The 21,380-nt window shown below is 72.4% G+C and carries 20 protein-coding genes; 6 read left to right on the top strand and 14 right to left on the bottom strand.

The window, feature by feature from the left end; all coding sequences use genetic code 11:
- Positions 1–3: 3 nt before the first annotated feature.
- Entirely contained in the window at positions 4–678 is a 675-nt protein-coding gene (locus tag FHR37_RS22935; protein ID WP_092882086.1) for a Crp/Fnr family transcriptional regulator, read from the bottom strand.
- Between the two features lie 287 nt (positions 679–965).
- Between FHR37_RS22935 and nth the strand changes: the two genes are divergently transcribed.
- Genes nth through FHR37_RS22915 form a run of 4 tightly spaced genes read left to right on the top strand, consistent with a single transcriptional unit; the run spans position 966 to position 4,271 of the window.
- Positions 966–1,661: an endonuclease III gene (gene nth / locus FHR37_RS22930; protein WP_237768672.1), complete on the top strand. Its 696-nt coding sequence runs from the start codon at positions 966–968 to the stop codon at positions 1,659–1,661.
- Complete coding sequence (locus tag FHR37_RS22925) at positions 1,658–2,377, top strand: TlpA family protein disulfide reductase (RefSeq protein ID WP_092882090.1); 720 nt, start codon at positions 1,658–1,660, stop codon at positions 2,375–2,377. The genes nth and FHR37_RS22925 overlap by 4 nt, the downstream gene beginning before the upstream one ends.
- Positions 2,374–3,081, top strand: a complete 708-nt coding sequence (locus FHR37_RS22920) for an NUDIX hydrolase (protein WP_175542397.1) — start codon at positions 2,374–2,376, stop codon at positions 3,079–3,081. The genes FHR37_RS22925 and FHR37_RS22920 overlap by 4 nt, the downstream gene beginning before the upstream one ends.
- Before the next feature lie 5 nt (positions 3,082–3,086).
- Positions 3,087–4,271 carry a MarP family serine protease gene (locus FHR37_RS22915; protein WP_237768673.1) on the top strand — a complete coding sequence of 395 codons (1,185 nt, stop codon included), beginning with the start codon at positions 3,087–3,089 and terminating at the stop codon, positions 4,269–4,271.
- A gap of 17 nt (positions 4,272–4,288) precedes the next feature.
- Here FHR37_RS22915 and FHR37_RS22910 read toward each other — a convergent pair whose 3' ends face one another.
- The 4 genes from FHR37_RS22910 to FHR37_RS22895 all read right to left on the bottom strand — a co-directional run bounded on the left by FHR37_RS22910 (position 4,289) and on the right by FHR37_RS22895 (position 8,039).
- Positions 4,289–5,203 carry an alpha/beta fold hydrolase gene (locus FHR37_RS22910; protein WP_092882092.1) on the bottom strand — a complete coding sequence of 305 codons (915 nt, stop codon included), beginning with the start codon at positions 5,201–5,203 and terminating at the stop codon, positions 4,289–4,291.
- 72 nt (positions 5,204–5,275) lie between these two features.
- Positions 5,276–5,755 (bottom strand): phage holin family protein, encoded by a 480-nt coding sequence (locus FHR37_RS22905; RefSeq protein WP_092882094.1) that lies wholly within the window; start codon positions 5,753–5,755, stop codon positions 5,276–5,278.
- 64 nt (positions 5,756–5,819) lie between these two features.
- Positions 5,820–7,037, bottom strand: coding sequence for a Na+/H+ antiporter NhaA (gene nhaA / locus FHR37_RS22900; protein ID WP_092882096.1), 1,218 nt, complete (start codon positions 7,035–7,037; stop codon positions 5,820–5,822).
- A 99-nt stretch (positions 7,038–7,136) separates the two neighbouring features.
- Positions 7,137–8,039: a TrmH family RNA methyltransferase gene (locus FHR37_RS22895; RefSeq protein WP_237768637.1), complete on the bottom strand. Its 903-nt coding sequence runs from the start codon at positions 8,037–8,039 to the stop codon at positions 7,137–7,139.
- A 279-nt stretch (positions 8,040–8,318) separates the two neighbouring features.
- On the opposite strand from FHR37_RS22895, the gene FHR37_RS22890 reads away from it, so the two are divergent.
- A complete protein-coding gene (locus tag FHR37_RS22890; RefSeq protein WP_092882098.1) occupies positions 8,319–9,497 on the top strand; it encodes a DivIVA domain-containing protein in 1,179 nt (392 codons plus the stop codon).
- Between the two features lie 41 nt (positions 9,498–9,538).
- On the top strand, positions 9,539–10,219 hold the full coding sequence (locus FHR37_RS22885; protein WP_092882100.1) for an MOSC domain-containing protein: 681 nt from the start codon (positions 9,539–9,541) through the stop codon (positions 10,217–10,219).
- Here the strand turns inward: FHR37_RS22885 and FHR37_RS22880 are convergent.
- From FHR37_RS22880 to FHR37_RS22840, 9 genes are all read right to left on the bottom strand, one after another.
- Positions 10,210–11,280 (bottom strand): phosphotransferase family protein, encoded by a 1,071-nt coding sequence (locus FHR37_RS22880; protein WP_092882102.1) that lies wholly within the window; start codon positions 11,278–11,280, stop codon positions 10,210–10,212. The genes FHR37_RS22885 and FHR37_RS22880 overlap by 10 nt on opposite strands.
- A gap of 71 nt (positions 11,281–11,351) precedes the next feature.
- Positions 11,352–12,257, bottom strand: coding sequence for a zinc-binding dehydrogenase (locus FHR37_RS22875; protein WP_092882104.1), 906 nt, complete (start codon positions 12,255–12,257; stop codon positions 11,352–11,354).
- A 202-nt stretch (positions 12,258–12,459) separates the two neighbouring features.
- Positions 12,460–14,418: an acetate--CoA ligase gene (gene acs, locus FHR37_RS22870; protein WP_092882106.1), complete on the bottom strand. Its 1,959-nt coding sequence runs from the start codon at positions 14,416–14,418 to the stop codon at positions 12,460–12,462.
- Positions 14,419–14,618: 200 nt separating this feature from the next.
- Positions 14,619–16,280, bottom strand: a complete 1,662-nt coding sequence (locus FHR37_RS22865; protein ID WP_092882108.1) for a solute symporter family protein — start codon at positions 16,278–16,280, stop codon at positions 14,619–14,621.
- Entirely contained in the window at positions 16,277–16,669 is a 393-nt protein-coding gene (locus FHR37_RS22860; protein WP_175542399.1) for a DUF485 domain-containing protein, read from the bottom strand. The genes FHR37_RS22865 and FHR37_RS22860 overlap by 4 nt, the downstream gene beginning before the upstream one ends.
- Before the next feature lie 236 nt (positions 16,670–16,905).
- Positions 16,906–17,604, bottom strand: coding sequence for an NUDIX hydrolase (locus FHR37_RS22855; RefSeq protein WP_092882110.1), 699 nt, complete (start codon positions 17,602–17,604; stop codon positions 16,906–16,908).
- 25 nt (positions 17,605–17,629) lie between these two features.
- On the bottom strand, positions 17,630–18,412 hold the full coding sequence (locus FHR37_RS22850; protein WP_092882112.1) for a class I SAM-dependent methyltransferase: 783 nt from the start codon (positions 18,410–18,412) through the stop codon (positions 17,630–17,632).
- A 138-nt stretch (positions 18,413–18,550) separates the two neighbouring features.
- Positions 18,551–19,579, bottom strand: a complete 1,029-nt coding sequence (locus FHR37_RS22845; RefSeq protein WP_092882114.1) for an RAD23 family protein — start codon at positions 19,577–19,579, stop codon at positions 18,551–18,553.
- A 369-nt stretch (positions 19,580–19,948) separates the two neighbouring features.
- The gene (locus FHR37_RS22840; RefSeq protein WP_092882116.1) at positions 19,949–20,845 is read right to left on the bottom strand and encodes an HAD family hydrolase; all 897 of its coding nucleotides are present in this window, start codon (positions 20,843–20,845) and stop codon (positions 19,949–19,951) included.
- Positions 20,846–21,380 lie beyond the last annotated feature (535 nt).

Raw genomic sequence — 21,380 nt, 5'->3', positions numbered from 1 at the left:
CGGTCAGCGGGCGCGGTTGGTGAGCCGCTCCACGTCGAGGATGACCACCGCTCGCTGCTCCAGCCGGATCCAGCCCCGGTGCGCGAAGTCCGCCAGCGCCTTGTTGACGGTCTCCCGGGACGCGCCGACGAGCTGGGCGAGCTCCTCCTGCGTCAGGTCGTGGTGGACGTGGACGCCGCCGTCGGCGGGCCGGCCGAACCGCCTGGCCAGGTCGAGCAGCGCCTTGGCGACCCGCCCGGGTACGTCGGAGAACACCAGGTCGGCCACCGCCTCGTTGAGGCCGCGCAGCCGGGACGCGAGCTGGTGCAGGAGGTTGCGGGACACCTCCGGCCGCCCGGTCAGCCAGGTCATCAGCTGGTCCTGGCCCAGCACCAGCAGCGTGGTGTCGGTGACCGCCGTGACCGTGGAGGACCGCGGGCCCGGGTCGAAGACCGACAGCTCGCCGAACATCTGGCCGGGCCCGAGCACCGAGAGGAGGTTCTCCCGGCCATCTGCGGAGGTTCGGCCCATCTTGACCTTGCCGTCCATCACGACGTACAACTCGTCCCCGATGTCGCCCTCGTGGAAGAGCGCGTCGCCCCGGCGCAGGCGGATCTCGTGCATGGCGGCGCGCAGAGCCGTCGCCGCGGCGTCGTCCAGGCCCGCGAACAGCGGCGCTTGCCGCAGCACGTCGTTCACTCGGTGATCCTCCTCCGGGTCCGCGCCGTGCCGACCCGCGGTCTAGTGTGCCGCGCCACACCATGATCGCGGTAGCTAGGCCACGTAGGCTGACCCGCGTGACTCCACCCGCCGCGGGTTCGGCCCGCTCCACGACCCGTCCCGGGCGCGGCTCCGCGAGCGCCGCCGGTGCGCCGAAAACCTCCGCGGGCAAGGCCGACAAGACCGCCGAGAAGTCTGCCGAGAAGGCTGCGGGCTCGCCGGCGGCGAAGCCGGGCAAGGGCGCCGGCCGCCCCGAGGAGAGCCGGCTGGCGCTGGTCCGCCGGGCGCGGCGGATCAACCGGATCCTGGCCGAGACCTACCCCGACGCGCACTGCGAGCTGGACTTCACCGACGCGTTCCAGCTGCTGGTGGCCACGATCCTGTCCGCCCAGACCACCGACAAGCGGGTCAACCTGGTCACCCCGGGACTGTTCGCGAAATACCCGACCGCCGCCGACCTGGCCGCCGCCAACCCCGAGGACGTCGAGTCGATCATCCAGTCGACCGGGTTCTTCCGGGCCAAGACGAAGTCGATCATGGGGATGGCGCAGGCGCTGGTCGAGCGCTACTCCGGTGAGGTGCCGGGCAAGCTGAAGGACCTGGTCACCCTGCCCGGCGTGGGCCGTAAGACCGCCAACGTCGTCCTCGGCAACGCGTTCGGCGTGCCCGGCATCACCGTCGACACCCACTTCCAGCGGTTGTCCCGGCGGTTCGGCTGGACCACCGAGACCGACCCGGTGAAGATCGAGCACGCGGTCGGCGCGCTGATCGAGAAGCGCGAGTGGACCGACATGTCCCAGCGCCTCATCTGGCACGGCCGCCGCCGGTGTCACGCCCGCCGGCCGGCGTGTGGCGCCTGCCCGGTCGCGCCGCTGTGCCCCTCCTTCGGCGAGGGACCCACCGACGCCAAGACCGCGAACAAGCTGGTCCGTAGTGCCGCGGAGGCACTGGACACCCAATGAGGCACGGTGGCAGACGGACGGCGTACGCGGTCGCGGGTCTCACGCTCGCCCTGCTGAGTGCGGGCTGCGCGGGTATGCGCGGTCCGGACGCGCAGCAGCCGGCCGGGGTCGGCGAGCGGGTCACCGAGACGCAGACGCCCACGGACACCCCGGCCCCGGGCACGTCCACACGTCCGGAAGCAAAGCGGCTGGCGACGCTGCGCGCACGGGCCGGGATCGCGCCCTGCGCCGCGCTGACGGTCGGCCCGGGCGGGTCCGTGCACCAGGCACCGCCCGGCCCTCCCGGTGGCAAGCCGCTGCCCGACGTGACGCTGGCCTGCCTGGGCTCCGGGCAGTCGGTGCGCCTGAGCGACCTGAAGGGCGCCCCGACCGTGCTGAACATCTGGGCGCAGTGGTGCGGGCCGTGCCGGCAGGAGGCGCCGCACTTCCAGAAGCTGTATGCCGCGGCCGGCAACTCGCTGCGCGTCGTGGGCGTCGACTTCGCCGACCCGCGTCCCGAGCTCGCCCTCGCCTTCGCCCGCGACCGCGGCCTGCGCTACCCGCAGCTGGCCGACCCCGGCAAGCGGCTGCTGGCGCCGTTCGGCCTGCTCGCTGGCATCCCCGCGACCGTCTTCGTGGGAGCCGACGGCAAGGTCGTGCACGTGGCACACCGGCCGTACGAATCCGAGCAGGCGCTGCGCCAGGACGTACGGACCTACCTGGGAGTGAAGTTGTGAGGACCGACGCCCGCGCGGACCAGGAGCCGGTCGAGCTGCCGGCCTGGCTCGAACCCGTACGCGACGTCGCCCGTCGCGCCCGCCCCGGCGACTTCAGCCGGGCGCTCCCACCCGACGGCGGTGGGCGCGCCTCGGCCGTGCTGCTGCTGTTCGGCGAGGGCGTGCACGGCCCCGACCTGCTGCTGATCGAACGCGCCCACACCATGCGCTCCCACGCCGGCCAGCCGGCCTTCCCCGGTGGCGCCATCGACGCCACCGACGCGAGCCCGGTGGCCGCGGCACTGCGGGAGACCGTGGAGGAGACCGGTCTGGACCCGACCGGCGTCACGGTGTTCGGAACGCTGCCGGACCTCTACCTCCCGCCGTCCGGCTATCTCGTCACCCCGGTCCTCGGCTGGTGGCACGCACCCTCGCCGGTGCGCGTGGTCGACGTCGCGGAGGTGGCCTCGGTGCACCGCGTACCGCTGGAGACCCTGCTCGACCCCGCCAACCGGTTGTCCGTACGCCATCCGTCCGGCTTCGTCGGCCCGGCGTTCGCGGTGGCCGGCCTGGTGGTCTGGGGCTTCACCGGCGGGGTGCTCGACCGGTTGCTCGCCCTCGCCGGCTGGGAACGGCCCTGGGACGCCGGCCGGGTCGAGGACCTGCCCACCCATCTGGTCGAGCTCGGCGCCGCCCGGGCCACCGAGGACCGGAGGCCGTCGTGAACCTGATGGGACTGAACGCACTCGACCTCATCCTGATCGTCGCGGCGATCTGCTACGGCATCTCCGGCTACCGGCAGGGCTTCCTCATCGGAGCACTCGGCGTCGCCGGCCTGATCGGCGGCGGGGTGGCCGGCGCCTGGCTCGCGCCCATCGTCCTGGACAAGTACGAACCCGGCATGCGCGTCTCCCTGGTCGCGCTCGGCATCGTGCTGGCCGGCGCCTTCCTCGGCCAGGCGCTCGGCGCCGCGCTCGGTGCCGCCCTGCGCTCGCACGTGACCTGGCGCCCGGCGCACCTCGTCGACGCGACCGCGGGCGCCGCGCTCAGCGTCGCCGCGATGCTGGTGGTGGCCTGGATCCTCGGGTCCGCGGTCGCCAACGCCCGCTTCGGCGACATCTCCACGACCGTCCGCAGCTCCAAGGTGCTGGCGACCGTCGACGAGATCGTCCCGCCGTTCGGGTCGCAGGCGGTGCAGGCGTTCGGCCGGGTGGTCGACCCCAGCCTGTTCCCGCGCTACCTCGCGCCGTTCGAGGCCGAGCGGATCGCGCCCGCCCAGCCGCCGGCTGCCGGCGTACTGCGGGACCCCGACATCGTGCGCGCCGGCCGAAGCGTGGTGCGGGTGACCGGCGTGGCGCTGGAGTGCTCGCGGTCCCTGGAGGGGTCGGGGTTCGTGTACGCGCCGGGCCGCGTGATGACCAACGCTCACGTGGTCGCCGGGGTGTCGGCTCCCCGGGTGGAGACCCGCGAGGGCCGCCGCTACGACGCCCGGGTGGTGTCGTACGACCCCGAGCGGGACGTCGCGGTCCTCGCCGTACCCGACCTGCCGCTCGATCCGGTTCCGCTGGACGAGGGGGCCAAGCCCGGCGACGAGGGCGCGGTGCTCGGCTACCCCGGCAACGGCCCGTTCACCGCGGGTGCGGCCCGGGTGCGTTCGGAGCAGCCGCTGCGGGGCCCGGACATCTACGGCGACCAGCAGGTCACCCGCGACGTGTTCTCGCTGTACGCGAAGGTGCGGCCGGGCAACTCCGGCGGTCCGCTGATCTCACCCGAGGGCACCGCCACCGGGCTGGTCTTCGCCGCGTCGGTCGAGGACGGCTCGACGGGGTATGCCCTGACCGCGCAGGAGGTGGCCGGCAACGCCAGGGCCGGGGTGAACGCCACCGAACCGGTGTCGACCGGCGGCTGTTCCTGACGTACGTCCCCCGTTGCTCAGGCGTCGTCGAGCCAGGCCAGGAGTTCCTTGAGGAAGGCGTCCGGCGCCTCCTCGTGCGGGAAGTGACCCACGCCGTCCAGCAGCCGCCAGCGGTGGGTGCCGGCGACGTACTCCGCCGACCCCTCGGCGGTGGCGGGCAGGACCGACGGGTCGAGCATCCCGTGCACCTGCAGCACCCGCTGGGTGACGGGCTGCTTCATCCGGGCGACGAACCTGCGCCCGTCGGAGCGGAACGCCGCCCGCACCAGCCAGCGGTAGTACTCCAGCGCGCAGTGCGGCGCCGGCCACAGCTGCATCGCCGTGCGGTAACGCCTGGCCGCCTCGGGGTCGGGGAACGCCGAGCCGGGGGCGGACCACCGGCGCAGCAGGCGCTCGACGAGCGCGCCGTCGTCGGCGACGAGTTGGCGTTCGGGCAGCAGTGGGGTCTGGAACGACACGACGTGCCCGGCGGAGCGGAGCTGGCTGGCGCCGCGGAACGCCTCCCGGCGCAGCCGGAGTGGGTGCGGCGCACCGACCACCGCCAGCGAGCTGACCTGGCGGGGGTGCAGGGTGGCGGTGGCCCAGGCGACGTAACCGCCCCAGCCGTGCCCGACCAGTACGGCGTCGGAGTGGCCGAGTGAGCGCACCAGCCCGGCCACGTCACCGGCCAGGGTCACCGGGTCGTAACCTCGCGGCGTCTTGTCGCTGCCGCCGTATCCGCGCAGGTCCATGGCGACGGCGCGGTATCCCAGGTCGGCCAGGGCGGGCAGCTGGTGCCGCCACGCCCACCAGAACTCCGGGAAACCGTGCAGGAAGAGGACGAGCGGCCCGTTGCCGCACTCGGCGACGTGGAACCGCGCGCCGTTGGCCGCCACCCAGCGGTGGGTCCACGGCCCGTCGATCTCGACGGCTCCCCCTGCGTGGGCGCTCATGCCCCCACTGTCCCATAGCGGACAGCGCACCGACGCGGAGGTGACCGCTCGGCGCCCGTGGGGGCGTGTCGGCTACCGGCGCGGTGCGTCGAGCTGCGCTTGGCCGCTGGAGTTCTGGTCGTGGTGGCCGAGCTGCTGCATCATCGTCTTGGTCTCGTCGATGGACCGCTTGGTGCGCTCGGGCGGACCGGCCTTCTTCATGTTGCGCTTGCCGATCAGGGCGAGGATGCCGGCGATGATCAGGTAGACGACCCCGACGACGACGAACGCGAGCGCGGGGTGCAGGCCGGCGGCCACCAGGCCGTAGCCCGCGGCGATGGACAGCATCAGGAACGCGACGTATCCGAGGAACGCCGCACCTCCGAACATGCCCGCGCCCTTGCCGGCCGCCGTGGCGCTCTCCTTCAGCTCCACCTTGGCGAGCTCGATCTCGCCACGGAGGAGGGTGGACAGGTCGCGACTGGCGTCCGCGACCAGCTGGCCGAGCGACCGCTCGTCGGACGCCGACGCGCTGGACTGCGATCCGGGCACAGTGTCGTGCTGCGTGGCCATGCGCGCTCCTTGCCTCGTGACAGCTCCTGGCGAGGTTCTCGACCAGGTCGCGACAAGACTATGACTATGTCACCTGACGTGCTCGTCGCCGTAGCCGAAGAAACAGCACGGCGATCGCCGCGGCGACCAGCGAGGCGGTGAGGACGGCCGCCTTCACCCGGGCCGTCTGCGCCGGGTCGGATCCGAATGCAAGGTCGGTGACCAGCAGCGAGACGGTGAACCCGATCCCGGACAGTGCCGCCACGGCGAACAGGTCCCGCCACTCCAGGTCGGGGTTGAGGTCGGCCCGGGTGAAGGTGGCCGTCAGCCAGGCGCCGCCGAAGACGCCGACCGCCTTGCCGACGACCAGGCCGACCATGACGCCGACCGCGGCGGGGTCGCGCACCATCGCGCCGAGTGCCGCCGCGCTGACCGGGACACCGGCCGCGAACAACGCGAACGCGGGTACGGCCAGGCCGGCCGACAGGGGGCGGATCCGGTGTTCGAGGCGTTCGGCGGGGGAGTGTTCCTCGTCCGGGTCGGGCCGTACCCGCGTCAGCAGGCCGAGCGCGACCCCCGCCACCGTCGCGTGCACCCCGCTCTCGTGCACGAACCACCAGACCGTGAGGGCCAGCGGGACGTAGACCCACGGAGTACGGACCCTTCGGTGCTGGAGGTAGGCGTACACACCGAGCAGCACCACTGCCACGGCGAGCGCGAGCAGGTCGAGGTGGTCGGTGAAGAACACCGCGATCACCGCGATCGCGCCCAGGTCGTCCACGACCGCCAGGGTGAGCAGGAACGCGCGCAGCGCCGGTGGCAGCGCCGAGCCGGCGACCGCGAGGACGGCCAGCGCGAACGCGATGTCGGTGGCGGTCGGCACCGCCCACCCGCCGAGGGCGGAACGGTCACCGGAGCCGGCGACCACCGCGACGTACAGCAGCGCGGGCACCACCATCCCGGCCAGCGCGGCGACCACCGGGACCAGGGCGAGGGACAGCCGGCGCAGGGAGCCGGTGACGAGTTCGCGCTTGAGTTCCAGGCCCGCGACGTAGAAGAAGATCGCCAGCAGCCCGTCGGCGGCCCACTGCTCCACCGACAGCGGGCCGATCGCGAACTCGCGTACGTGCTCGTAACCGGCGTGCCACGGGGAGTTGGCCCAGACCAGCGCGATCACCGCGGCGGCGAGCAGGAGGGCGCCGCCCACCGTCTCCTGGCGAAGGACGTCGCCGAGGAAGGAACGCTCGGATCCGGTCTGGTCGGGAAGGACCAGCCGGCGGATGCGTTCGGTGGGGCGCGCCATGGTGGTCTCCGTCCGTCGGCTGGATCGGCGGAGGACCCGCACCTGGGCAGGCTCCGCTGAGGACTGCCGACCAGACTTCCCGGCGCACCGGGTCCCACCCTACGGGACGCTGCGGTCCACCTGGGGGCGGCCGGTCCGCCGCTGGCGGCCCGCCTCGTAGAGGACGACGGTGGCCGCGACCGCGGCGTTCAGTGAGCTGGCCGCGCCGCCGGCCGGTATCCGGGCAACGACGTCACAGGCCTCGCGCCAGGCGGCACTCATGCCGCGGGCCTCGTTGCCGACGACCAGCAGTGTGGGGCCGGTCAGATCCACCTGGTCGACGTCCTCGGTGCCGGCTTCATCGGTGCCGACCACCCGCAGGCGTACGCCGGCCGCGCGCAGGTCAGCGGCCCAGCCGAGCACGTCGCGGGGAGCCGCGGCCCGCACGGTGGGCAGCGCGAACAGCGAGCCCGTGCTCGCCCGCACCGCCTTCGGGTCGTAGACGTCCGCGGCGTGACCGGTGACCAGCACTCCCCGGGCGCCGAACGCGTCGGCGGAGCGGACGAGCGTGCCGATGTTGCCGGGGTTGGCCGGTCGGTCGAAGGCCACCACCAGGCCGTCGGCACCGACGTCGATCCGGTCCGGCCGGTCCTCGGGAATCCGCGCGACGGCGAGGAGTTCGGGCAGGTCGTCGGACTTCTCGCCGAGCTCGCGCAGGAGTTCGGGGTCCACCGCGATGTGCTCCACGTCCGGCTGCTCGGCGCGAACCCGCTCGGTGATCCGCCGGGCCCACTCCGACGTCGCTCCGGAGGCATCGGAGGACCTGCTCGCCGGGCGCAGCAGCGCGCGCAGCGGCCACCCGTGCTCGACCGCCAGGGTGATCGGGCGGACGCCGTGGACGAGGAACTCGCCCTGCTGGTTGCGCTTGGTCCGGTTGTCCAGCAGCGCCTGCCACTGCTGGAACCGCGCGTTGCGGGCGCCGACGTGCAGGTCTCGGTGGGGGCGGCGCGGAGTACTCGACACGGATCCCGATGCTGGCACAGGTCCACCCCGCGGGATGCGGGGCCTCGGGCTCCGTGCGTGGGCGGTATGACCTTCTCGCACCTTATGTCGCACCGTTTGTCCTGGCCTGGTTGGTGTCGGTGACGGCGGTTAGGATTTCCTCACGTCGCCGCGAGGCGGTCGGTGTTCGCGAGCGGCCCACGACAGCTGCCGAGACGACGTCGTTCCCAGCGGCGCCGCGGGTGGACGTGTGCCCTCACCGCCAGAGCTTTCCCGCCGGACCCGAAGGACGAGTGCCCCATGCCAGACCCCGACACCACCTCCTTCCGCGTCGTGCGCCGGGGCTACGAGCCGGCGCAGGTGGACCAGGCGGTACGCAAGCTCGGCGAGGCCCTGGACACCGTTCGCCGGGAGAAGTCCTACCTCGCCGGCCGGGTGCAGGACCTCGAGGCCAAGGCCGCACAGGCCCGGGAGCGGCGCAGCGAGGCGACCTACTCCGACCTCGGCGAGCGGATCGGCCGGATCCTCGCGCTGGCCGAGGAGGAAGCAGCCGAGCAGCGCGCGACGGCGACCACCCACGCCCACGAGCTACGCCAGGAGGCCGAGCAGGCCACCGGTGAGCTGCGCAGGGAGGCCGACCGGTACGCCAACGAGCGGCGCGCCGGGGCCGACCGTGGCGCCGCGGAGCTGCTGAGCGAGGCGAAGGGCCAGGCCGCGGAGATCATCGAGGGCGCCGAGCGGGACGCTGCCGCCCGCCGGGCCGAGGCCGAGGCGATGCTGGAGGACCAGCGGGCCAGGTCCGCGCAGGCCACCGCCGATCTCGAACGCGAGCTCGCGCAGCGTCGCGAGCACGCCGACCAGGACATCGCCGAGCGGCGGTCGGCCGCCGAGCAGCACCTCGCGGCCGTCCTGGAGCGCGCCGAGCAGACCCACACCGAGGCCGACCGTCACCAGGCCGAGGCCACCGCGCAGGCCGAGCGAACTGGTGAGGAGGCGCAGCGCACGGCGCAGACGATCGTGGCCGAGGCGAAGGCGCGTGCGGAGCGGATCCGCGCCGACGCCGACCGCGAGCTGGAGTCCATCACCCAGCGTCGGGACAACGTCCTCGCCCAGATGGCCAACCTCCGGCAGATGCTCGCCACCCTGTCCGGGAACGACGACACCGGAGCCGCGCTGACCGCCGTCGGCGGCCCGGCTCCTTCGGGCGGGGCCGCGGTCCCGCCCGCGCCCGCTGGTCAGGGGACGGATCAGGACGCCGGGAAGGGCGCCGCCCAGCAGGCGGATGCCTCGCCCGCGACCGGGGCCGGGCCCGAGCAGGGTGACCAGAACGCGGGCGGTGACCGGCCGGTGGACGAGTCCGCTCAGAACGGGACCCCCGGCGCGTCCGGCAACGCCGACGACAAGACCCAGCAACTCGCGCCCGTACGCCCCGACGACCAGACCCTGCAACAGCCCCGGGTGCACCAGCGGCGCAGATGACCGAACCGAAAGCAGTTGCGGTGCCCGGTAGGGTCGCCGCGATGGCACACGTTCTCTCCGTCAACGTCGGAGCACCCAAACCCAACCCGCACAAGGACGTCGGGACCACCGGTATCGACAAGCTGCCGGTCACCGAGCCGGTCGACGTGCGTGCACCCGGTCCCAAGCACGGCGGGCAGGGCAGCGGCCTGGTCGGCGACTTCATCGGCGACCGCGAGAACCACGGCGGCGACGATCAGGCGGTGTACGCCTACGCCCGCGAGGATCTCGACCACTGGCAGCGCGTGCTCGGCCGGGAGCTGAGGTCCGGCTCGTTCGGGGAGAACCTCACCACGATCGGCGTCGACGTCAACGGCGCCCGGATCGGGGAGCGGTGGCGGATCGGGTCGACGGTCCTCGAGGTGGCGGTGCCGCGGATCCCGTGCTCGACGTTCGTCGGCTGGCTCGCCGAACGCGGCTGGATCAAGACGTTCACTCGCGGGGCGCTTCCCGGGGCCTACCTCCGGGTGGTCACGCCCGGGCAGGTGCGTACCGGGGACGAGGTGGTCGTCCTCGATCGCCCCGACCACGACGTCACGATCGCGCTGACCTTCCGTGCGCTCACCCTGGAGCCCGACCTGCTGCCGAAGCTGCTGGCCGCGGACGCGTTGCCCGCCGGCGTGCGCGACCGGGTCCGCCGGCGCCAGGGCTACCAACTCGACGACGAGGCCGCTCAGGACTGACGGCAGGCCGGATCGGCCTGTGGCAGCAGGGCGAGGAGTTCGCGCATCTCGGCGTACGACTCGGCGACGCCGGCCGCGTTTCCCAGGCGGTGGCGTTCCAGCCGGGCCCCACCGAGATGCGAGGCCCGGTAGATCAGCCGGCGCAGCCGCGCCTCGTCGGTGTTCGCCAACGGTCCGTACGCCTCCCAGAACGCGTCCCGCTCGGTGCCCGGACGCCGGCCCGCGAGCAGGATCGGCCAGTCGGCCTCCGGGTCGCCCCACGAGGTTCGGTCGCAGTCGAACACCCCGCAGATCGTGGGTTCCGGCGCACCGGGCGCGAGCATCACGTTGACCGTCCACAGGTCACCGTGCAGCAGTCGCGGCTCGGTGATCCGGTTCAGCGCGGCGCGGTGGCGAGCGGCGGACTCGGCGAGCCGGCGTACGTCGGTGGAGTCCAGGCCGAGGCCGTCCAGGTCGGCGGCGAGGTCGGCCAGATGAGCAGTCACCGCCTCGGCCCAGGTGGCGAACACCGGACCGGCGACCGGGCCGAAGCGTTCACCGCGTACGTCATGGATGGTCCGGGTGATCGCGCCCAGGCTCCGGTAGAACGCACCCCAGGCCGTACGGGGATAGGCGCCCAGCCCCTCCGGCGCCGGTACGCCGGCCAGCAGCGACTGGAAGACGTGGTCGCGGCCGACCACCTCGTGGCTGAAGTCTGTCGCCAGCAGCCTCGGCATCAGCGCGGCGATCGGGGCGAGGTGGGGGATGCTCGCGACCTCGTTGCGCAGGAACCCGCGTTCGGTGCGGAACTGCCGGGCGGGCTCCGGCGCGACGCGCAGGATCACCGAGCGGTCCCCGGGCGGGGGCGCGCCGCCGTCGTCGTCATCGACCACGACGGCGCCGGCGGCTGCCAGGTCGAGGTCGACGCGGTAGGTGTTGTTGTACGTGCCGTTGCCGAGTTCGACCGCCGCGCTGACCCGAACGTGCGGACCGAAGGCGCGGCGGGTCATGGCCACGATCTGGTCGGCGGTGACCGGCTGCTGGAACGCCTCCGGCGAGCGTTCGATCGGCTGGAAGTCCACGGGTCTCTTCGATCTCCTGGGGCCGGAGGCGCAGCTGGACTGGCCGGCCTGACGGTGCCGGGTCCAGCTGCTCAGGTGACGTCGAGCACGGCCTTGCCGGCCACCTGCCGGCCGAACAACGCCTCGACGGCCTCGGCCATCTGCTCCCACGAGTCGCGGCGGCCGACCTGGATGTCGAGGCGGCCGCGGGCGGCGAGGCCCGCGAGGTAGCCCAGGTCGCCGGCCAGGTTGCCGCCCATGGTGAACGCTTCCAACCGGCGGTACGTGCCGACCGTGGCGTACGGCGGGAACACCGCCGGCTCTCCGGAGGTGGCACCGATCGACTGCAGTGAGCCACCCTCGCCCAGCAGGCCGAAAGCCTTCACCAGGTGGGGACCGCCGACGTTGTCCACCACCCCGTGCAGCGGGCCGGCCACCGAGTCCAGCCCGACGACCACCTCGGCTGCACCGAGCTCGGCCAGACCGGCGCCGCGCTCGGGCCGGCCGACGCTGGCGATCACGTGGGCGCCGGCCAGCGCGGCGATCTGCACCGCGAACCTGCCCACACCTCCGGACGCGCCGGTCACCAGCACCCGCTCGCCGCCGACGAACCCGAACCGGCGGATCGCCCGCAGTGCCGTCACGCCGGCCACCGGGAGAGCGCTCGCCGTACCAAGGTCCACCTCGTCCGGAACGACGGCGAGCTCGGTGGTGTCCACCGCGCGCAGCCCCGCCCAGGCGCCGGCCGGCCCGAACGTCACCACCCGGGAACCCTCCGCCGGACCGGTCCCGTCGGCCGCGGCGGACACCACGACGCCGGCGGCGTCCCAGCCCGGCACCATGCCCTCGGGCTGGTTGGGCAGACCGGCCAGCTCGCCGTAGTTCAGGGAGAACGCGCGGACCTCGACCAGCGCCTGGTCGGCGGCCGGCCGCGGGTCGGGCGCCTCCGCGAGCCGAAGATGTGCGGGGGCGGAGTGATCGACGACGAGTGCGCGCATGGGTGGTCCTCTCCGAGATGCCGAGTTGCCGAGTTGCCGGCCGACATGACCGGGCCGGAACTTCTCCTTGCCCCAGCAAGGCGCGGCGCGGATGTAATCCCGCGGAGGCGAACGGCAGGAACCACGCGGGCCCGGGGCTCCTGGTGGGGAGCCCCGGGCCCGCGACGAATCCTCGAATCCGGCCCGAGGCCGGTCCGCCGGCTCAGTCGTCGTCGGCCGCGCCGGGCGTGGAGAGGTTGGTCCGGATCAGCTCCATCACCGAGGAGTCGGTGAGGGTGGTGACGTCGCCGAGCTCGCGGTTTTCGGCTACGTCGCGCAGCAGCCGGCGCATGATCTTGCCCGATCGGGTCTTCGGCAGCTCCTCCACCACCAGGATCTGGCGGGGCTTGGCAATCGGCCCGATCTCGGCGGCCACGTGGTTGCGCAGCTCCTTCGCCGCCTGCTCCCCGGACTCGGTCGCGCTGCCGCGAAGGATCACGAACGCCACGACGGCCTGCCCGGTCGTCGGGTCGGTGGCACCCACCACGGCGGCCTCGGCGACATTCGGGTGGGACACCAGCGCCGACTCGATCTCGGTGGTGGACAGCCGGTGCCCGGAGACGTTCATGACGTCGTCGACCCGGCCGAGCAGCCAGATGTCGCCGTCGTCGTCCTTCTTGGCGCCGTCGCCGGCGAAGTAGCGGCCCTCGAACCGCGACCAGTACGTGTCGACGTAGCGCTGGTCGTCGCCCCACAGCGTCCGCAGCATCGCCGGCCACGGCTCGGTGAGAACGAGATAGCCACCGGCGCCGTTGGGCACGGCGTTGCCGGCGTCGTCGACCACCTCGGCGGAGATGCCGGGCAGCGGGGTCATGGCCGCGCCGGGCTTCCCGTCGGCCACACCGGGCAGCGGCGTGATCATGATGCCGCCGGTCTCGGTCTGCCACCAGGTGTCCACGACCGGGGTGCGGCCGCTGCCGATGAACGTGCGGTACCACACGTAGGCCTCGGGGTTGATCGGCTCGCCGACGCTGCCCAGCACGCGCAGCGAGGACAGGTCGAACTCCGCGGGGATGTCCTCGCCCCACTTCATGAACGTCCGGATCGCAGTGGGCGCGCAGTAGAGGATGCTGACGCCGTACTTCGCGATCAGCTCCCACCACCGGCCGCGGTGCGGGGTGTCCGGCGTGCCTTCGTACATCACGCTCGTCACGCCGTTGGCCAGCGGGCCGTAGACGATGTAGGAGTGACCGGTGACCCAGCCGATGTCGGCCGCGGTCCAGTAGACGTCGTCCGGCTTGACGTCGAAGACCGCCCAGTGGGTCCAGGCGACCTGGGTGAGGTAGCCGCCGGTCGTGTGCAGGATGCCCTTGGGCTTGCCGGTCGTGCCGCTGGTGTACATGACGTAGAGCGGCTGCTCGGCGTCGAAGAACTCCGCCGTGTGCTGGTCGCTCTGCTTGTCGACCGCCTCGTGCCACCAAAGATCGCGGCCCTCGGTCCACTCCACGTCCTGGTCGGTCCGCTTCACCACGAGGACGTTGCGGACGTCCGGGCACTCGGTGAGCGCCTGGTCGACCTGCGGCTTCAGCGCACTGGGGGCGCCCCGGCGGTAGCCGCCGTCGGAGGTGATCACGATCCGGGCGTCGCAGTCCTGGATCCGGTCGCGCAGCGCGCTGGCCGAGAAGCCTCCGAACACCACGGTGTGCGGTGCGCCCAGCCGGGCGCAGGCCAGCATCGCGACCACGGTCTCGGGGATCATCGGCATGTAGATCGCGACCCGGTCACCGGCCCGCACGCCCAGCTCGATCAGCGCGTTGGCCGCCCGGGACACCTCGCGCAGCAGGTCGGTGTAGGTGAGGGTGCGGGTGTCGCCCGGCTCGCCCTCCCAGTGGTAGGCGACCTTGTCGCCGTTGCCGGCCTCGACGTGGCGGTCCAGACAGTTGTACGCGGCGTTGATCCGGCCGCCGACGAACCACTTCGCGAACGGCGCCTTGCTCCAGTCGAGCGCCTCGTCCCACTCGCGGTCCCAGTGCAACCGGCGGGCCTGCTCCTCCCAGAAGGCGATCCGGTCGGCGTCGGCCTCGGCGTAGGTCTCCTTGGTGACGTTGGCGGCGGCGGCGAGCTCCGCGGGCGGCGGGAACCGGCGGTCTTCCCGCAGGAGGTTCGACAGTGCTTCGCTCACGGACAACCCCTTCTTCGGTCTGCTGGCTGGGTGACTAGACCCTAGCCCTCCGGTCCGACATCGCGGGAGCGTGCCCGGTCCGCGGCCGGTGGCCTGGACCGGCCGTCGGCGGACCGGCGTACCGGAGACCACCGGAGGAGCCGTCCGGGCGGGCGCGCAGCGTGACGATCGGGTCTGGGACGGGATGAGGGATGCGCCGCTCAGCGTCCGGACGCGACCTCCGCCCCGGCGCCGGTGAGCGCGCGGACCTGCAGCTCGTCGAAGCGGCGTTCGGAGTCCTTGTCCCGGCTCAGCACGGTGCCGGCCCAGCCGAGCAGGAAGCCGAGCGGGATCGACACGATGCCGGGGTTCTCCAGCGGGAACCACGAGAAGTCGACGCCCAGCGGGAAGAGCGAGGCGCTCGTACCGTCGGGGGCCACCTTGCCCGAGACCACCGGGGAGAAGAAGACGAGCAGGACGGCGCTGCCCAGCCCGCCGTAGATGCTCCAGACCGCGCCCCGGGTGTTGAACCGTCGCCAGAACAGGTTGTAGACGATCGCCGGCAGGTTGGCCGAGGCGGCCACCGCGAACGCCAGTGCCACCAGGAACGCGACGTTGAGCCGCTGCGCCGGGATCGCCAGTGCGATCGCCACCGCGCCGATCAGGAACGCGGCCATCCGGGCGACCCGCACCTCCTGGCGTTCGGACGCCTGGCCGCGTCGTAACACGTGCGCGTAGATGTCGTGGGCGAACGACGACGCCGAGGTGAGCGTCAGGCCGGCCACCACCGCGAGGATGGTGGCGAACGCCACCGCGGCGATCAACGCCAGCAGGACCGCGCCGCCGGTGGTGCCCGCACCTCCGCCGGCGGCCTGGGCCAGCAGCGGGGCGGCGACGTTGCCCGCGGTCGCGGCCACCTGGGACTCCGGGCCGGTGTCGAGCATGGCCGCCGCCCCGAAGCCGAGCACCAGCGTCATCAGGTAGAAGGTGCCGATGATGCCGATCGCCCACTGCACCGACGACCGGGCCGCGCGCGACGTCGGCACGGTGTAGAAGCGGATCAGGATGTGCGGCAGGCCGGCGGTGCCGAGGACGAGGGCAAGGCCGAGGGACAGGAAGTCGATCTTGGACGTGAGCGTCTTGCCGTACTTCAGTCCCGGCTCGATGAACGCCTGCCCCTTGCCGCTGCGGTCCGCCGCGGTGCCGAGCAGGTCGGAGAGGTTGAAGTGGAACTTCCACAACACGATGCCGGTGACCAGCAGGGTGCCGCCCATCAGCAGGACGGCCTTGACGATCTGCACCCAGGTGGTGCCCTTCATCCCGCCGACCGTGACGTAGAAGATCATCAACACGCCGACGAGGGCGATCGTGATGTTCTTGGCGGTGTCGCTGCTGATGCCGAGCAGCAGCGCGACCAGCGAGCCCGCCCCGACCATCTGGGCAAGCAGGTAGAAGATCGAGACGCCGAGCGTGGACACCGCGGCGGCGGTGCGTACGGGGCGCTGGCGCATGCGGTAGGCGAGCTGGTCGGCCAGGGTGAAGCGACCGGAGTTGCGCAGCAGCTCCGCCACCAGCATCAGCGCGACCAGCCAGGCCACCAGGAACCCGATGGAGTACAGGAAACCGTCGTATCCCGACAGCGCGATCGCGCCGGAGATGCCGAGGAACGACGCGGCCGACATGTAGTCGCCGGAGATCGCCATGCCGTTCTGGAAGCCGGAGAACGACCGGCCGGCCGCGTAGTAGTCGGCGGCGGTGCGGTTCTGCCGGCTGGCCACCAGTGTGACGTACAACGTGACCGCCACCACGGCGAGGAACAACACGATGGTGAGGGTGCGGTGGTCCGAACCCTGGGCCGGCGCCGCGATCAGGAGGGTGCTCATCGGGTGGCCCCCTGCTGGGAACGGGCGTTCTCGAACCGGTCGTTGAGCTCGCCGGCCACCGGGTCGAGGTGGCGGCGCGCGTGCCGGCTGTAGAGGAACGCGATCACGAACGTGGACAGGAACTGCAACAGCCCCCACACCAGCGCGACGTTGACGTTGCCGGCCACCTTGGTGCTCATCAGGCCGGGCGCCCAGTTGGCGCACACGACGTAGAGGAGGTACCACGCCAGGAAGGCGATGGTCCACGGGAACGCGAACCCGTGGTGCCGCCTGCGCAGCCGGCCGAACTCCTCGCTGCGCGCGATCGCCGTGTATTCGCGGTGGTCCGCGACGGTCGGTCCGGAACCCGGGCCGGGTCTCGGCTCGGGTCTCGCGTCGGGTCCGGCCACGTTGCCACCTCCGCTGTGTGCGGCGCCGTGCACCGACGGGCAGCCGCGTCCGACGTGTGACGGTGCCTCACCGGAACATGTCGGTGCCGCACCGTGACTTCGTTGGAGGCCAACCGTAGAGGTGCAGGCGGCGCATCGGAAGGGTTTTCGTCAAGTGGCGCTCAGGAAACGGCAAACCCGTCTCTCGAGTCGGGCCCGGTCGAAGTCGGCTGGTCGACGTCGGCCGGTGAAGTCGGTCAGTCGAAGTCGGTGGGCAGGCTCGGGTCGCGGTGATGGGCGAGCAGGAGCGCGAGCTGGTCCGCGGTGCACCGTGGGGTGGACAGCTCGGGCAGGTCGTCGAGGGCGAAGAAGCCGACGTCGGCGGTCTCGCCGTCCAGGCCCGCTCGCGGCGGTGCGTCGTCCAGCCGGTCGACGAGGAAGAACAGCTTGTACGTGTGCCAGGGACTGCCGGCGTGGCCGTTACGGAGCGAGCCGTCGTGCACCGCCGCCAGCCGGCGCGCACGGACGCGAAGACCGGCCTCCTCGGCGAACTCGCGTTCGGCGGCGTCCGACGGAGAGTCCAGCGCGTCCGCCCAGCCGCCGGGAAGCGTCCAGAGCCGGTCGCGCGCCTCCTGGACCAGCAGCACCCGGTCGTCGTGGAAGAGTGCGCCGCGTACATCGACCTTCGGGGTGGCGTGCCCGGCCTCCGCGCTCAGCGCCGCCCGGAACTCCGCGGCGTCGGGCGTACCGATCAACCCCATCAGCTCGGCCGACATCGACCGCAGCCGTTCGTAGCGGGCGATGTCGTAGCGGTCGGAGCTGTACGTCAGGCCGTTCTGTGCCATCGCGGCCAGCTCGACCGCCCAGCGGTGCAGGACCCGGCCGGGCTCCTCCGCCGCCGGCCCGGTCGGCTCGGTCGGCTCGGTCCCCCCGTCATGGCCCCCGCTGCTGCTCATCGAGCCAGTCTCGCACCCGGGACCGTCACCATTTGCGCACACCGGTGCGGTAGCAGATCGTCGTGTACGGCAGCAGCAGGCCGTCGGGCTGGCGGACGGTGGCGTCGAAGAGCTGCCCGACGCTGAACAGCAGGTCCTCACGGTCGGCGGGGGACATCGTCGAGACGTACGACCTGGACGCGACCAACCGGACCAGCCCCCGCCGGTCCAGCCGCTGCCACATCCGGAAGGTGGCGCGCTTCGGCGGGGTGAACAGCCTGCTCCACTCCAGCTTCTCGATCAGATCCTCCGCGTGCCCGGTCCGGTGCCGGTCGCTGCCGAGCAGGTCGGACAGCTGCCGTACCCAGGGAACCGACTCGTCGCGGTAGTTCCACACCAGTCCGAACATCCCGCCCGGCCGCAGCACGCGGGCGATCTCGGCCAGCGAGCGTTCGGTGTCGAACCAGTGGAACGCCTGGGCGGCGAGGACCGCGTCCGTACTGCTGTCGGCGAGGGGAATGCGCTCGGCGACCCCCCGGACCGCGAGGGCTTCGGGAACCGCGCGGACCAGCCGGTCCAGCATCGGCTGGGCGGGCTCGACCGCGATGACCTCGTGGCCGGCGGCGACCACCGACCTGGTGAACTTGCCGGTGCCCGCGGCGAGTTCGACGACGGTCGCGGGCCAGCCGGCGCGGCTGCGGGGGCTGTCGTCGAGGCCGGCCAGCAGCCAGTCGGCGGCGGCCTGGGGATAGTCGGGACGACTGCGTTCGTAGTCCGCCGCGGTGGACCCGAATGAGCGGCTCAGCGACCGTCGTACCGACTCTTCCATGGTGCGGCGATCGTACGCGAGAGCCCGCCGCCGGGGCGGTTTCGGGTCGCCCGGCCCCGAGGTGGGTTCCGGGGCCGGTCCTGAGGTCGGTTCCGAGGTCGGAACCGAGGTCCGCCCGCGGGTCCGCGCAGGGCCTGCTCAGCGGCCGGGCGCGGTGGTGCGGCAGGTGGCGTCGACCAGGCGGACCAGGGCGACGGTCAGCGCCCGTGGACCGTCGGTGAGGGTGCCCGAGACGTGCGCGGCCGGCCGGGTGGTGGCGGTGAGCACCAGGTCGGCGTCGGCGAACCGCCCGGCCCTGGCGCAGTCTCGTACGGTGATGTCAACGACGACTTGACGGTCGGTGTCGGAGTGCAGGCTGAGCGGCAGGCCGTGCGCGGTGACTGCGAACGCGCTTGCGGAGGACGTGCCCAGTGAGGTGAGGCGGACGTCCGGCGCGGACAGGCCGGAGCCGACCAGTCCGGTCAGCCGCAGGGTGGGCGTCCGGCCGGGCGGGCCGACCCGGGTCGCGTGCTCGCCCGACCACCACAACGTGAGCGAGGTGGGCCGCCGGCCGCACAGTTCGGCACCGGTCTCCAGCCCGCTGGTGTCGACCGCGCCGGTGACCGTCGTCCGGCTCCCGAACGGGCTCCTCGCGACGGCGGTGTAGCGCGGTGCGGGCGTCGACGCCGGTTCCCGGGTCGAGGTGGTCGGTGCGGGCTCCGGGCCCGACGACGGGCAGGCCAGCCCGAGGCGGAGGACGTACGCGAGGTAGCCGGCCGGCCGGATGACCGTGTCGCCCGAGGGCTGCTCCGGCGGCGGGCACTGCCGGCTCGTCCGCAGCCGCGGCAGCCGCACGTCGACGCGTTCGATGGTGAGCGGGTGGTCGCCGAGGTTGTGCAGGACGACCAGGACCGACACGCAGGCGCGGTCGTCGGGCTCGTCCGCACCGGAGCTTGCCTGGGCGAACAGCCGGACCGGCTCGGTGTGGGCGATGCCGCCTGGTTGGCGTACCCACCAGATGGTCGCCGCGGCGCCACCGACCAGGCCGGCGAGCAGGACCGCCACCAGGGGAACGAACCGACGGCGCCGGAACCGGCGGCCGCCACCGTGGCGAGGACCGCCGGCGGTCGCCTCCTCGACGCGTCCGTCGTGGAGAACCTCGAACGAGGGCTCACGGAACGCCGCCATGGCGCGACGATACGGCGCGCAAGCAGAGGATTGTCGTGCTTGGGAGACCTTTTCGTCGTACGCAATGCCGTCGACCGCGATCCCAGGCGGGAAAACAGCGAACCCGGCCGCAACGGAGTTTCCGGTCGTCGCGGAATCGTTCCGCGCGCGTGCCGACTCGGATGCGCCAGAAGGCGCGGAAGGCGCACGTCGGCCGGGTTACCAAGCGCGCACCTTGGTGTCGATTCGGTCCCGGGAATCCAGGAGGCGAAGCAACCGCCCTCGAAGACGGGCTGGTCGTCGCGTGGGTACCCGGCCGGCGTGCACGTCTCGTGCAATCAGAAGCGACACCGGAGTGTTTCTTCTGGTCCCACGGGACGTACTGCCTTTCTACGACCTTCGTCCCGCGAAGGAAAGGGCCCGGCCAAGATCTTTACTTTCCGCGCGAAGATCGACCCGGGCGCGTACGTCGAGGATCCGGCCGCTGCGGACGGCCCACACCACCGCCATCGCCGCGCCGGCACACACCGCGACGGCCAGCGCCGGCCGGCGGCCGGCCGTGCGCGAACCGGTCCGGTCCACCGCGGTCGGCCGGGCGAACCGCAGGATCGGCCAGCCGTTCTCGGCGGCGATGCGGCGCAGTGCGCGGTCGGGATTGACGGCGTACGGGTGGCCTACCACCCGCAGCAGGGGAAGGTCGGTGATCGAGTCGGAGTACGCGTAGCACTCGGCCAGGTCGTAGCCACGCCCGGCGGCCAGTTCGCGTACGGCGGTCGCCTTGTTCTCTCCGTACGAATAGAAGTCGATCACTCCGGTGTACTTCCCGTCCTCGACGCTCATCCGCGTGGCGATCACCCGGTCGGCGCCCAGCAGCTCGCCGATCGGCTCGACGACCTCCTGCCCGGACGAGGAGACGATGACCACCTCGTGCCCGGCGGCCCGGTGGTCGGCTATCAGCGCGACGGCCTCGGCGAACACCAACGGGTCGACGACGTGGTGCAGCGCCTCGGCAACGATGTCCTTCACGCCCTGCACGTCCCACCCGGTGACGATGGCCGACAGGTAGGCCCGCATCTTCTCCATCTGCTCGTGGTCGGCGCCACCGAGCAGATAGACGAACTGCGCGTACGCCGACCGCACCACGGCCCGCCGGTTGATCAGACCGCCGTTGTAGAACGGGCGACTGAAGGCGAGCGTGCTCGACCTGGCCAGAATCGTCTTGTCCAGGTCGAAGAACGCCGCGACGCGGTCGCCGGAGCCGGTCCGTTGCGGGTCTTCGTCGGGCATCGTCGGCAGGTCCTCGTCCGTCGTCGGTCGGGCTGTCGGTCGGGCTGTCGTTCGGGTTGGCTGGGTGGGCTGGTTGGTCTGAGCGGGCTGGTGGCGCGGCCATCGGTCGGCCATCCTCAACCCTAGGTCCGCATCGGTGAGCCAGGAATGGTCGGTGCGCAACGGTTCGCGGTCGAGCGGTGGACTTTTCGGTAACGGCTTCGACGATCAGCGATCAGCGATCGGTGTTCGGCGCCAGAATGGGCGCGATTGCGCCCCACAGCGGGTGATGTCCGGGATCGCGTCGTTCGACGGGGATCATCGTGGGCGGCCTCGGCCTTTTACCCACGAGGGATTGGCGCGGCGGACACCCGTGAGACAAACTGAGTGTGAGCCCTCGTCCGAAGTTTGAGACGGCTTCGGTAAGGGAAGCAAAATCTCAGCGGCCGACCCCCTCGCCGCTGGTGCCGGCCCAGCTCGCCGAGCGCGCTGAGGCCAGGCGACAGCCCCCGCTCTCCCCCCCGGCGGGGGCTGTCGCCTGTGTAGCTCGTGTGTC

The sequence above is a fragment of the Actinopolymorpha cephalotaxi genome (genome assembly GCF_013408535.1).
Lineage (GTDB): Bacteria > Actinomycetota > Actinomycetes > Propionibacteriales > Actinopolymorphaceae > Actinopolymorpha > Actinopolymorpha cephalotaxi.
The sequence above is the reverse complement of the archived record's forward strand: the minus strand, read 5'-3'. Positions and strand labels throughout refer to the sequence as shown.